The organism is Bacteroides sp. 519 (assembly GCF_010500955.1).
In the GTDB taxonomy this organism is placed as follows: Bacteria; Bacteroidota; Bacteroidia; order Bacteroidales; family Bacteroidaceae; genus Bacteroides.
Genome location: NZ_QVMJ01000049.1, coordinates 1 through 12,481 on the forward strand (window position 1 = coordinate 1; position 12,481 = coordinate 12,481).

10 protein-coding genes are annotated in these 12,481 nt (G+C 39.1%); 5 read left to right on the forward strand and 5 right to left on the reverse strand.

The features are described 5' to 3' along the window. Positions 1-570: 570 nt before the first annotated feature. The 3 genes from D0T85_RS21335 to rsgA all read right to left on the reverse strand — a co-directional run bounded on the left by D0T85_RS21335 (position 571) and on the right by rsgA (position 5,531). Positions 571-1,977, reverse strand: a complete 1,407-nt coding sequence (locus tag D0T85_RS21335) for a DUF3078 domain-containing protein (protein WP_163215546.1) — start codon at positions 1,975-1,977, stop codon at positions 571-573. A 105-nt stretch (positions 1,978-2,082) separates the two neighbouring features. Then, a complete protein-coding gene (locus tag D0T85_RS21340; protein ID WP_163215547.1) occupies positions 2,083-4,374 on the reverse strand; it encodes a family 65 glycosyl hydrolase domain-containing protein in 2,292 nt (763 codons plus the stop codon). Between the two features lie 83 nt (positions 4,375-4,457). Next, positions 4,458-5,531 (reverse strand): ribosome small subunit-dependent GTPase A, encoded by a 1,074-nt coding sequence (rsgA, locus tag D0T85_RS21345; RefSeq protein ID WP_163215548.1) that lies wholly within the window; start codon positions 5,529-5,531, stop codon positions 4,458-4,460. Positions 5,532-5,753: 222 nt separating this feature from the next. On the opposite strand from rsgA, the gene D0T85_RS21350 reads away from it, so the two are divergent. Beyond that, positions 5,754-6,542, forward strand: a complete 789-nt coding sequence (locus tag D0T85_RS21350) for an aspartate dehydrogenase domain-containing protein (protein WP_163215549.1) — start codon at positions 5,754-5,756, stop codon at positions 6,540-6,542. On the opposite strand, the gene D0T85_RS21355 is transcribed toward D0T85_RS21350, so the two are convergent. Next, a complete protein-coding gene (locus D0T85_RS21355; protein WP_163215555.1) occupies positions 6,525-7,409 on the reverse strand; it encodes an NAD(P)-dependent oxidoreductase in 885 nt (294 codons plus the stop codon). The two genes, D0T85_RS21350 and D0T85_RS21355, sit on opposite strands and share 18 nt — an antisense overlap. 49 nt (positions 7,410-7,458) lie before the next feature. Here D0T85_RS21355 and D0T85_RS21360 point away from each other — a divergent pair, with 49 nt between their 5' ends. After that, positions 7,459-8,421 carry a DUF4421 domain-containing protein gene (locus D0T85_RS21360; RefSeq protein WP_163215550.1) on the forward strand — a complete coding sequence of 321 codons (963 nt, stop codon included), beginning with the start codon at positions 7,459-7,461 and terminating at the stop codon, positions 8,419-8,421. Positions 8,422-8,568: 147 nt separating this feature from the next. Here the strand turns inward: D0T85_RS21360 and D0T85_RS21365 are convergent, their stop codons facing one another. Further along, entirely contained in the window at positions 8,569-9,738 is a 1,170-nt protein-coding gene (locus D0T85_RS21365) for a PstS family phosphate ABC transporter substrate-binding protein (RefSeq protein WP_163215551.1), read from the reverse strand. A gap of 94 nt (positions 9,739-9,832) precedes the next feature. On the opposite strand from D0T85_RS21365, the gene D0T85_RS21370 reads away from it, so the two are divergent. From D0T85_RS21370 to D0T85_RS21380, 3 genes are all read left to right on the forward strand, one after another. Continuing rightward, positions 9,833-11,155, forward strand: coding sequence for an MATE family efflux transporter (locus D0T85_RS21370; RefSeq protein WP_163215552.1), 1,323 nt, complete (start codon positions 9,833-9,835; stop codon positions 11,153-11,155). A gap of 91 nt (positions 11,156-11,246) precedes the next feature. Then, positions 11,247-11,501, forward strand: a complete 255-nt coding sequence (locus tag D0T85_RS21375) for a hypothetical protein (RefSeq protein WP_163215553.1) — start codon at positions 11,247-11,249, stop codon at positions 11,499-11,501. 587 nt (positions 11,502-12,088) lie between these two features. Next, positions 12,089-12,481, forward strand: a 393-nt coding sequence (locus tag D0T85_RS21380) for an Rpn family recombination-promoting nuclease/putative transposase (RefSeq protein ID WP_163215554.1), incomplete at its 3' end; no start/stop codon positions are given.

Genomic DNA, 12,481 nt, shown 5'->3' on the forward strand with positions numbered 1-12,481 from the left:
GTATACGTGACCCGTACGTACAGTGGTGTGAGAGGCTCTCCCTGCCGGGCGACACCGGCAGGGCAGTCTACTCGATCAAGATTAACAACCGTTCCGGTTGAACCATGCGGATTAACTTACAATCTGTAACTAAACCAAAGAACGATTAGACTTTTTACACAGCCTCGTTAAGGAGGGGTACCCAACGGGCGGGGTGGTTGGTGTACATACAACACTATCCATGCGGCATACTATCAATTGCCGTCTGCTTTAGACTGTGTAAAGGTTAAAATGCAGCGGTTAAAAATATTTCCAAACAGCAACCTACTGTTTAGTTATTTCACAGCTACCTAAAAACAACAAACACGAAAATTGGTTCTTCTTACCCTTGTTATACGCGCCACAAAGCCGTTTTTAGAGTAGTTTTTCAAAATGCTGCATTTCGCATTGATGAAATGCTGCATTTCGTTCAATCAAAATGCTGCATTTTGAAAGTGTGAAATGCTGCATTTTGAAATAACAATTTGCAGCATAAAAAACAGTAACAATTTACGAATGGATAAAAATAGACAATTGTTTTACTTGGAGCTATCACCAACTATAATTTATACCAAAGCTCAAGAATTCTTTAAATTGGAAATAGCTATTATCTTCTTTTCGCGCAGCACCATCATCAAAGCGGGCATGGAAAAATAGTTTGGTAGACAGATAGCGATTCAACACAAAATTAAGAGAGTTTTCCCATTCGGCTTCTACTTTCTTATAACTTGTAAAGTAATACAAACGGGTATCGTAAGTAATGGATGGAATTATTTTCCATGAAAGTGTAGTTTGTAACTTAGAACCAAAGTCTTGCAAAGTTTTATCTCCTTCTTTTAAACCAAACTTTGTTTCATCTACATTCTTATTTCCAACATAGCGTAAACTATAAGTCAATGGAGATAGGAAAACCGAAAGAACTACTTTCTTCTCGTTCAATTTATAGTCCATACCGACACTTACTATAACGTTTGCCGGAGACAAGAAAGATGAAACAACCTCAGTACTGTTTGCCTTATAGTTTTTAAAGAATTGTGTATTAAATTCACCGGAAATTGTATAATACCACTTTGAAGCTGCCTGAATACCTAATTTACTGTACAGCCTTAACAGGTCGGTATTTACCTTATATTTGCGAATCGTATCCGAGGAAGCCGAATTGAATCCTGCTTTTGCTTCCAGAAAACTTTCAAACTGAACTTTCTCTTTATCGTTATAATTTGCAAACAGTTTAATATTTGCTAATACAGAATTCGTACTCTCTCCTCCTTGATACCAGTTATCCGATACAGAGTTCTGACTCATTTGGAAAGATCCACTTCCTCCTGTTATCCAAAAGTTTGGTTTACGGATGATTACTTCGGCTGCCTCAACCTTTTCATCGGGTTTATCAGGAGCAAACAGTTTCATTATCGGATTCTTTGATGGTTCCTTTTGGGGAATATCTACTTTCACCAATTCTTTACTCATTATTTGTTCTTCGGTTTGTACAATGAGTTTGGGATTTGTTTTATAAGTATATAGTAGTATTTCATCAATCTGTTCTTGTGTTTTGCCAACCCGTTCAAATAACGTAGGATAAGCAAGAGACACTGTATCAACCGAAAGCGACTCTCGTTTTACAGTTTTGAACATATTAAGTTTCTCATCCCGCCAAGGGAAATAGGTATGCCGTTGCAAAGGCGAATAGTAGTAAGTAAAAGGTAGAAACAACCGATAATATTCACCACGAAGCGTAATTGGTCGCATGGGGAGTGTATCATTGTGTAATGAATCTAACGAAGCCCAAACATCATAATACAATTTTGTATGCAATGTATCACTCATTTGTTCTCTTACAGCGAACGACAATGTATCTGACAATGTATCTGCTTTAACAACTCTATTTGTTGTTTTTTTCTGGGCAGTAATAGGAAAGCTTATTAACAAGGTAAACACTAATGTCCAAAAAATCTTCATATCGGTACAATTTAAGCACGCAAATTTAGTTAAAAGTTATAATAAAAAGAAATATTATCCTACCAAATAGCTACCAATATTTCTTTCTTATCAAAGTCTACCTCATTAAGCTGTGGTGAGCTCTATCACATATTTTTCTTCATTCACCTTTATCACCAAATTCTCTCCTTGCAACAATTTAACTTTGACCTCTTCCTTCCCAATCTCTATTGATAATATCCTTCCTCGGAAGTGAACCTGAAAAACATATCGTTCCCATTTATCAGGAATAACAGGTCTGAATACCAACATGTCGTCCTGTAATTGCATTCCTGCGAATCCTTTTACCAATGCCAGCCAACTTCCTGCCATACTGGTAATATGTAATCCTTCATTTATTTCATTATTATAATCATCCAGATCAAGTCGTGTGGTATGTAAGAAAAGATTGTATGCTTTTTCAATATCACCAATGCGCGAAGCGAGAATAGAATGAATAAATGGCGATAAAGATGATTCGTGTAAAGTACAAGGTTCGTAAAAACAGAAATTACGACGTACAGTGTCAATATCAAAATTATAATAGTATTGGTGAAGTCCTAATAGAACATCGCTTTGTTTAATAAAACAGGAACGCAAAATCCTATCCCACGACCAATGTTGGTTGATAGGACGTTCTTCGGCCGGAATGTCATCAACCGTTTTCTGCTCTTTATCCATATAACCGTCATGTTGGATAAATATTCCCAGTTCTTTGTCTTCGGGCAGGTACATGTTTTCAATAATATCTTTCCAACGACTGGTTTCTGCATATTGGAAACCGGTAATCCGGCGGATTCTGCTATATTCCTCCGGATATGCATGAGCTATCTTTTCCAGATACTTGATCGTTTCTTTCAAACACTGAACACATGAGTAATTGGTATACCAGTTATTATCTACATTGTTCTCGTACTCATTGGGCCCAGTAACTCCAAGAATAACATATTTTTGTTTCGGTTGTGAAAATGATACCCGTTGACTCCAAAACCTACCAATGGCTATCATTACCTCTAATCCGTATTTTGCTATGTACTCATCGCTGCCGGTCATTGCTGTGTATTGAACTATTGCATAAACAATAATGGCATTCCGGTGTATTTCTTCAAATGTTATTTCCCATTCGTTATGACATTCTTCACCTGTAATGGTCACCATGGGATAAAGAGCAGCCCCATTATTAAATCCTAACTTCTTAGCATTTTCAATGGCTTTGGGCAGTTGATTGTACCTGTAAAGAAGAAGGTTTTTGGCTATCTCGGGCGGATTGGCAAAGAGAAAATAAGGAACACAGCACAACTCGGTATTCCACTGGGTGTTTCCTCCGTATTTTTCTCCGGTAAACCCTTTGGCACCAATGTTCAGGCGCGAATCATCACCCCGGTAACTTTGATGTAATTGGAATATATTAAAACGGATACCCTGTTGAGCTTCCGGGTCACCATCGATAATAACATCGGATTTGTTCCAAATATCTTTCCAAACCTTTTTATGATTATCAATCAATGTATCCCATCCTGTTTCTTTAGCCTGTATGCATTGTTTTATGGATTCATCAACCAGTTCTTGCCGGTCGTAATACAAAGAAGTTGTAATAGCACTATATTTTATAAGTGTAACTTTTTCGCCAGGTTTAATATCAGCACCGGCGCTGAATCCTACCAGCTTTTCTTTTTCGATCCGTATAGAACCGGATGTAACTTCTTTACTGTTTTTAAAAAGTTGAAATGTCATAGCAAAGCAGGCCTGAGCATCTTCGTGTTTGGTTTGCGACCATAAATAAGCGTAGTTGTTGGTTGTTTCCAAACGTAATATATTCCACATCTTTTCGTTGAAATTGGAACTTTCGTGTTTAATCTCTCCGTTCAGATAAGGAACAATAGATATTTTCCCCTCGTAGTTTACCGAAGTTACACTATACTTAATCAGGCAGAGATTCTGGTTATCCATGCTGTTAATGTGTTCCACATGTATTTGCAGGGTATGTCCTTTGGGCGAAGTCACAGTAAAATCCCTGTAAGATATGCCGGCTTTCATATCCAGCCTTCTTTCAAAGTCTTCTACACTCCACAAAGCAAGGTTAACTTCCTCATCAATCAGGCGAACATATACACCACTCCAGTTGGGTGCATTGGGGATTCGTGAATAGAATTGGGGATAACCATTCTTCCACCAGCCCACACGTGTTCTGTCTAAAAAAGCAATCCCGGCAAGGTATGAACCTTGTAAACTATCACTGCTATATGGTTCTTCAAAGTTCCCTCTTTGCCCGAAACGGCCGTTCCCTAAACTGAATATACTTTCGGATGCTCGTTGGCAGTTGGCATGGAATCCTTTCTCAATAATGTTCCATTCGTCGGTATGAAGAAATTTTTTCATGGTTTATTTGTAATTATACTGCGGCAAGATACAAAAATAAAGTGAGGAATACTCATCTGTTCCTCACTTTACCACCTTTGTTACTATCTTGCTTTCTTCTTTTTTGCTTCTTCAACCAGCCTTGAGAAGGATTTGAAATACTTCCGTTTCTCATGCTCCGAAGCTGAGAAGTGCCATGCCTCCCGACGAAGTTTCAGGTAACTTTCGTACACTTTACTATCTAATGCACCACTCTCTAATGCAGCCAGAACTGCACAACCGGGCTCATCTGTATGACTGCAATCTTTGAATCGGCACGAATCAGCAAAGTCGGGAATGTCTAACACCTCGGCAAGTGCATTTGTATTATCAAGAGCCAAACCGAACTCACGCACCCCCGGAGTATCAATCAATACCCCCAGGTTATCCATTAATACCATCTCGCGGCGGGTAGAAGTATGTCGACCTTTCCCAGTAGATTGGCTGACATTTGATGTGAGTAATAGCGACTTCTCGCAAAGCGCATTGACTAGCGAACTTTTACCTACCCCCGAGGAACCGACAAAGACCACCGTCTCGCCTTGCGAAATAAACCCGCGCAACCGCTGAATTGTTTCCGGCTGGTGAATACTGGTGAAAAATACAGGAATCCGTACAGCTATATGCTTTATCTGTTCTTCCACCTCGTGCCTGTCAATACCTAAGTCTGCTTTGTTTAATACCAGTACAGGAGTGATGTTTTCTTCAAGAATCTGCGCCATGAATCGCTCGGCCCGACGCACATTGAAGTTATCGTCAAGTCCCTGCACAATAAACGCCTTGTCAACATACGATGCAATTGCTTGCCGATCGGCCACCGTTCCATTCTTTTTGCGTAACAGAGTACGTTCGCGGGGAAGCATATCAACAATAATTCCTTTGCCTGCATCGAATGGTTGTAGAATCACCCAGTCGCCCACGCATGGCAAATCGAAGTCCGACTTTCCATACATCATGTTTCCTGTTAGCTCACATTGGAATAGTCCGTCGGCAGAAATAACGTCGTAGCATGTGCGGTGTACCACAGCCACTCGTCCGTGAGCCAGTGTGTTGAATGTTGATTGCTGTTTCAGTAGGTTTAGTTTATCGTTCCAGCCATATAAGTTTAAATCGTTTTTGGTTTTATTTTCGTTATTCATTATTGTAACGTTTTGGGCATACACATCAATGTTTTTACAACATTGTGTATGCAAATAATTAGTTGAATTATAAATACATGAATTACCTCTCGAAAAGATCTATCCGAGAGAATACGAAAGGGACAACCGGTGCCAATGGCACTGATTGTTTACTAAACCAAATCCGATCTGCGTGTTGTCATGGTGCAAAGATAGAAATTATTTCCTTACCTTTGCCCTATTATGAAAAAGTTAGTAATTTTTGGAGGTGGATACCTTGCCCGCATCGTGGCAAATGCTGTCCTGAATGATTTATTGCCTGAGTATGACCTGGTAGGAATATATGCTCGTACAGTATCAAAAGCGGTTGATATTGCCGCAGTGATGAATCAACATGGCAAACCTTGTAAGGTATGTACAAGCTTGGATGAACTATTAAGCCTCAAGCCCGATTATCTGGTAGAGGCCGCATCGCCTGCTGCAATGAAATCTCTTACTTTGCCAACGCTTAAGAATGGAACTTCTATTGTAACGCTTTCTATTGGTGCATTGGCCGATACGGATTTTTATAAAGAAGCTATTGAAACAGCCCGGTTGAACGGAACGCGTATATACATTGCTTCGGGTGCAACAGGCGGATTTGATGTGTTGCGTACTGCTACACTGATGGGTAATGCCAAAGCACGTTTCTTTAACGAAAAAGGTGCAGACAGGTTACGGCGATCGCCGGTTTATGACCCGGTTATGGAAACAGAAAAACATATTGTGTTTTCGGGTACAGCCCGCGAAGCTATCGGTGTTTTCCCTACAGGACTCAATGTTTCTGTTGCGGCTTCGCTTGCTTCGGTTGGTCCGGAAGAAATGCAGGTAACTATGCAATCTACTCCGGGATTTATAGGTGATACACAGCGGGTTGAGATTGCTAACGACCAAGTACGCGCTGTAGTAGATGTTTACAGCGCTACTCCCGAAATTGCGGGTTGGTCGGTAGTAAGTACGTTGATCAATATCGTATCACCCATTGTATTCTGACAGGTTTTTCAGCACCTTTTCGCTCAAGCGGTCAAATGCCTGACGGGTGCGTCCTGTAGATACTTGCATACAACGCACATGTGGGTGGTTGAGCAGATGTTCTCCACCCAGTGCGCCAATGGTATCGCAAAAACAGAGGTTATCTCCCTCAATCCATTGAAGGAAAGGAGCTTCATCCCATGCAGGTGATAACCCGGTGTTGAAAAGTATCTTTTTATTTCCGAATTGTTTAAACTCATCTTCGTGAATAAGTACGGTATTCTTGTTGAGGCAGCAAACTACCACTTCGCTTTCTGCAAGTAATTCTCCTAAAGGCAGAAAACGGTATCCTTTTGCACGGGCTTCTTCTTTTTCGCTACGGGCAAAGTAAGTAATATCAGCACCAAAGAATTTGAGGGCATCAGCTATCATTCCGCCAGATTTGCCAAGTCCAACAATACCTGCTTTTAAACCGGTGATTTCGCGTGCCATACCATCCCACGGTTGCTGATCGAATCCGTGCAGACAGCGTACAAGTTCGCTGATTACATATTCTACCACTCCTTCGTCGCCATAATCGCGGATACCTGTAACAGTAATTCCTCTATTATTAGCATACAGAATATCTACATTGGCACTCTCGGGTGAATAAAGGGAACAGCACATGCCGATGTATTTTACGTTGGGACATTTTTCAAGAGCGTATTTGTTAATACGAGAGGTGTAGCTAAGAAGTACAGCATCGGCATCTCCGATTCGGGCGGCAACTTCGTCGTCGTTGGCAGGGATATCAGGATACATAACAACTTCTTGGGCGTAAGTATGTAAGGTGGCCTCGGCCGAGGGAATTAAACTTACGGGTTCTATAGCAACAAGCTTTTGAAACATAGGATTGATTATTTTGATTACTTTTGCAAAAAAACGAATAAATTCTATCATGAACAACTATCGCTTGAAATGTTTCCTCTTTATCTGCCTTTTCATCTCATTGCAAATGTATGGACAGGTTGATAGTACTTATATCGGACGTTTCAGGCAAGACTTTTCTGTGCGGACATACTTCTATCAGAAATTTACTTCTCTGTCGCATATTATAGAAGATGAAAAGGAAATAGACTATCATCCCAACAATCCGGTGGGCATCGGACTGGGTGTACAATATAAGAACTACTCATTGTCTGGTGGAATGACTTTTGATGCTTTTCGGAACAAGAAGAAAGGAAAAACTCAATCACTCGATTTTCAATACCATTATTATGGCAGGAAGTTTATTGCCGATATCTTTTTTCAACGTTATAAAGGTTTTTATGTAGAAGAACAGGCAGAGGACGGTAAGAAAGAAACAATCATCTTGCATCCCGATATCAGTTTGATACAATATGGTGTAAACGGACAATATGTTTTTAACCACAAGAAGTTTTCGTACCGGGCAGCTTTTAACCAACAAGAAAAGCAGCTGAAGTCTACCGGAAGTTTTCAACTTGGTGGAGGGTTTTATTATAACCGGATATCGGGCGATGGAACATTGGTTATTAATGATCACAATCAGGTAAGTGGGTATCAGTTAAGTATCAGTGGTGGGTATGTGCATACGTTTGTAATCAAGAAAAACTATTTTGTATCGCTCGCCTTTTCGGCAGGGGTAAGTTTGGGTACAGAACGGCTTGAAGATTTCTTTAAATCAATAGATGTAATACCCAATATGTATCCGCGAATATCTCTTGGTTATAATGGCGATTCGTGGTCGGTAGCAATAAATGCTGTTGTTAATCGCATTGGGGTATCATACAACAAAGATGTGGCACTTTTTGTAGATACCGGACGAGCTAATCTTGTTATTGTTAAACGGTTCGATTCGTCGCCAAAGTTTCTTCAAAAAATAAAGTTCCTGAATAAGTGATGAGTTTTGAGTAGTGAGTAGTGAGTAATGAGTAGTGAGTAATGAGTAGTGAGTAGTGAGTAATGAGTTACGATGCCGCATGGTAAACTCAAAACTCAAAACTCACTACTCACAACTCATTACTCAAAACTCATTACTCACAACTCACTACTCAATCCTGTTATATCCTGTTTTTTCAACTAAAGATTGCCCTTGTTCCGAAAGAATCCAATCTAACAATTGCTGAACATGTGGGTTTGTTTCATTGGCTCTTGTAATAGCATAAAAATCGGCAACTAACGGATATGAACCATCTTCTATAGTTTGTTTATCAGGGTATATACCATCAACACTAAGTAGTTTTATGTCGCCATTGCCAACCATCTTGTCAACATAGAAACGGAAAGAATAGCCTATAGCACTGGGGTAGTTTTTGTAATCGGCTGCCCGTTGTATAATCGGCCCCATTCCATGAATAATATGTGTTTGCTGTGCTTCCATAACTTCTGTTCCTTCCATAAATTGGAGGAAAGCGGTTTGACTACCACTATTTTCATTTCTCTGAAATGCTTTTATAGTACTGTTTTTGCCGTCTACATCTCTCCAGTTCTCTATTTTACCCGAATAGATACCTTTCAGTTGCGTGGTACTTAGGTTATTAACCGGATTTTTAGAATTAACAAAAAACACAAAAGCTTCTCGTCCGATAGGAGTTAGTTTCATTTCAACATTACACTCTTGGGCATATTCAAGTTGTTGTTTTGAAGGATGTAATACAAAAATAATATCAGCATTGCCTTCTATCAGTGCATTATATGCCCCGGGGGTAGTGTTACATACTACTGTACTGTAGATATACGAATAATCACCCGGAGGATACACAGCCCGCACAAAAGCTGCATAAACAGGGTAAAACGAAGTGGCTCCATCTAAACGAGGCAAAAGCGTATCCAGTTTTAATACAGAAACAGTATCCAGATCAACAGCCCGTGTGTTTTCTCTAAATGGTTCGTAAGTTATTAAATTAACATCATAATCAATACGTTCAAAACTATTGTGGTATGCTCTGATAGATTCTTTAGTTGCTATTGAAAGAATGATTATACCTAAAAGCAGCAACCATAATCTTCTGGTTGTTCGAAAACGAAATACACGAAAAATGCTGACGGGTATTAAAGCCAGAAGCAGAAAGTAACAAGCAGCTACTAAACACATGTAAAAATCTTCTTGTCCAAGGCCGAAAAAAATAATTAAAAAAAAGCAACTACAAGATAGCACTATTATAGCTGCTATGGTTGCTATGATACGAATTATGGTATAGACTGTTGATTTTTTCATGCCGTTTGTGTTTGACGCTTTTGAATACAAATGTAGGAAAAAGTAATGTGATAGCATATTTTTCTTTAAGTTTGCAATTCAAATTTAGGATTACATGAACAAAGATATACTCCGCCTGGCCATTCCCAATATCATTTCAAACATCACTGTCCCATTGCTTGGACTTGTGGATATGACTATTGTAGGCCATCTTGATTCTACCAGTTACATTGGTGGTATTGTTGTTGCAACCACTCTTTTCAACTTTATTTATTGGAACTTTTCTTTCCTTCGCATGGGTACCAGCGGATTTACTGCCCAATATTATGGAGCCGATAATAAACATGGTCAGGTAAATACACTTCTCCGTTCTCTTTTGGTAGCTGTAAGTGGTGGGGTGTTGCTGATTCTTCTGCAATTCTTTATCCTACAGCTTGGGATTCTATTTTTCGATGCCGGAGAAAATGTACGGCAATATGCAGCAGCATATTTCCGCATTTACATTTGGGGAGCACCTGCTGTATTGGGTATGTATGCTTTCAACGGTTGGTTTGTGGGTATGCAGGATGCTAAAACACCCATGTTCATTTCTATACTTATTAATGTTATCAACATTTTGTTAAGTCTTCTTTTTGTTTTTGTATGGAACATGAATATTAAAGGAGTTGCACTTGGGTCGTTGTGTGCGCAGTATGCTGGGATTCTTACTGCTTTAATTATCTGTTATTTAAAGTATGGATATTTGCGTAAATACCTCTCTTTGTCTGTGCTTAAGCACTGGAAAGAATATGTACCTTTCTTTAAAGTAAATGCAAACATCTTTATTCGCACCCTTGCCCTGGTAGTGGTTACAACCTATTTTGTTTCGGCTTCCTCGCACGAAGGCGAAGCTATTCTCAGTGTAAACGCCCTGATTATGCAGCTTTTTACGCTCTTCTCTTATCTGATGGATGGTTTTGCTTATGCTGCCGAAGCACTTACAGGTAAACTTATAGGAGCAGGGAAAAAACAACGATTACGAAAACTAGTGAGATCCCTCTTTGTCTGGGGCATGGGGATAGCTGTCTTTTTTACAATCGTGTATGCTTTATTCTTTGAACAAATATTGGGGGTTATTACAGATAAACAAGATGTAATATTGTTGGCTATAGAATTTAAATTATGGGCATTACTGATTCCTATAGCCGGATTCTCAGCTTTTTTGTGGGACGGTATCTTTGTTGGTGCAACAGCATCGTTACAAATGCGTAACTCTATGCTGTTTGCCGCTGGTACCTTCTTTGGCATTTACCTGGGTTGCAAATATGCTTTTCCCGATTTCTTTATGATACATGGAAACAGTATCCTTTGGACTGCCTTTCTTTGTTATCTTGTTATGCGCGGAATCATACAGTGGCTTATGGTATTACGTGCTAAAACTCCATCCTTGTATTCTTAATTTAATGCAAAAAAAGACATTAATGCAAATCGTTTAACTACTTAATTTATAACTTTGTAAAAACAGATACCATACATTTATAAAGAGAGCGATGATTGAGGAAAACTACAAGGATTTTATTGGAAGGATATTAAACTGGATGAATAGTGAAGAGCCATTAGGAGAAGAGGCTCCTGAATGTGTTGGGCTATCCCGTAGTGAATTAGAGCAAAAATATCCAAGTTATTACATTCCATACGATGCCAGTTCCGGTAATCTGGAATTAACAGTCGACAATGGAGTGATAAGTTGCCTTATCAACAACAACAGGTGTACAAGTGCTTATTTTATGAGTAATGATGAATGAACTACTCTGGTTTTGAATGATTATTCCGATTCCGTACAGGAAGTTTATGCCCAAAAAACTGTCATAAGTATCATAATGCACTTATTTGCTTGTGTTTCAGGTTGATACATTATGATAGATGTCCAAAAAGTAAAACATAAGTACCATTCGAAGTATCATAGGACAAAAATAGTTTCATTATAACTTGAGCTAAAAAAACTAGTAGTTTCATTTTGTTTTCTACCAATGAAACTACTTGTTTCCTATATAGAAAACCAACAGTTTCCTATGTAGAAAACAAGTAGTTTCCTATGTAGAAAACAGTTGGTTTCCTACCGTGAAACCGTTGGTTTCCTACCGTGAAACCGTTGGTTTCCTACTGTGAAACTGTCAGCCTTCTACTTACTTTTCCCTTCTTTCCTTCCCCTTTCCTTCTTTGCCTGTAAAACATCTCATTTTTATTATTCTGCAAGTACTCATACCGACAACCCACATCTCAAAAGCCATCCTTTATTTAACCAAGGATGGCTTTTGGCTTTATTAGTATTGAGTATTTAATAGAATATGTTTATCTTTGTAACTACAAGTAACATTTTAAGCATATAATTATGGGCAACCTTATCAGTTTTGACTGGGCAATGAAACGCTTATTGCGTCAAAAGTCCAACTTCGTAGTGTTAGAAGGTCTTTTATCTACTTTGTTGAACGAAGACATTAAGATTGTTCGCATGCTTGAGAGCGAAGGCAACCAAGAACACGAAGCAGATAAATTTAACCGTGTAGATATGTTTGCCGAAAACAGTAAAGGCGAGCTTGTTATCATTGAAGTACAAAACAACCGTGAGCTCGATTATTTTCATCGTATGCTTTACGGAGTATCGAAAGCTATTTCTGAATACATCAGTAAAGGAGAATTCTACTCGAAAGTGCGCAAAGTATATTCAATAAACATCGTCTATTTTGATTTAGGACAAGGTAAAGACTATGTATATCACGGTCGC

Coding starts and splice junctions, on each gene's coding strand:
- rsgA (WP_163215548.1), bottom strand. CDS start 5,531: ATGAATAACGAAAATAAAACCAAAAACGATTTAAACTTATATGGCTGG.
- D0T85_RS21340 (WP_163215547.1), bottom strand. CDS start 4,374: ATGAAAAAATTTCTTCATACCGACGAATGGAACATTATTGAGAAAGGA.
- D0T85_RS21375 (WP_163215553.1), top strand. CDS start 11,247: ATGATTGAGGAAAACTACAAGGATTTTATTGGAAGGATATTAAACTGG.
- D0T85_RS21360 (WP_163215550.1), top strand. CDS start 7,459: ATGAACAACTATCGCTTGAAATGTTTCCTCTTTATCTGCCTTTTCATC.
- D0T85_RS21370 (WP_163215552.1), top strand. CDS start 9,833: ATGAACAAAGATATACTCCGCCTGGCCATTCCCAATATCATTTCAAAC.
- D0T85_RS21355 (WP_163215555.1), bottom strand. CDS start 7,409: ATGTTTCAAAAGCTTGTTGCTATAGAACCCGTAAGTTTAATTCCCTCG.
- D0T85_RS21350 (WP_163215549.1), top strand. CDS start 5,754: ATGAAAAAGTTAGTAATTTTTGGAGGTGGATACCTTGCCCGCATCGTG.
- D0T85_RS21335 (WP_163215546.1), bottom strand. CDS start 1,977: ATGAAGATTTTTTGGACATTAGTGTTTACCTTGTTAATAAGCTTTCCT.
- D0T85_RS21365 (WP_163215551.1), bottom strand. CDS start 9,738: ATGAAAAAATCAACAGTCTATACCATAATTCGTATCATAGCAACCATA.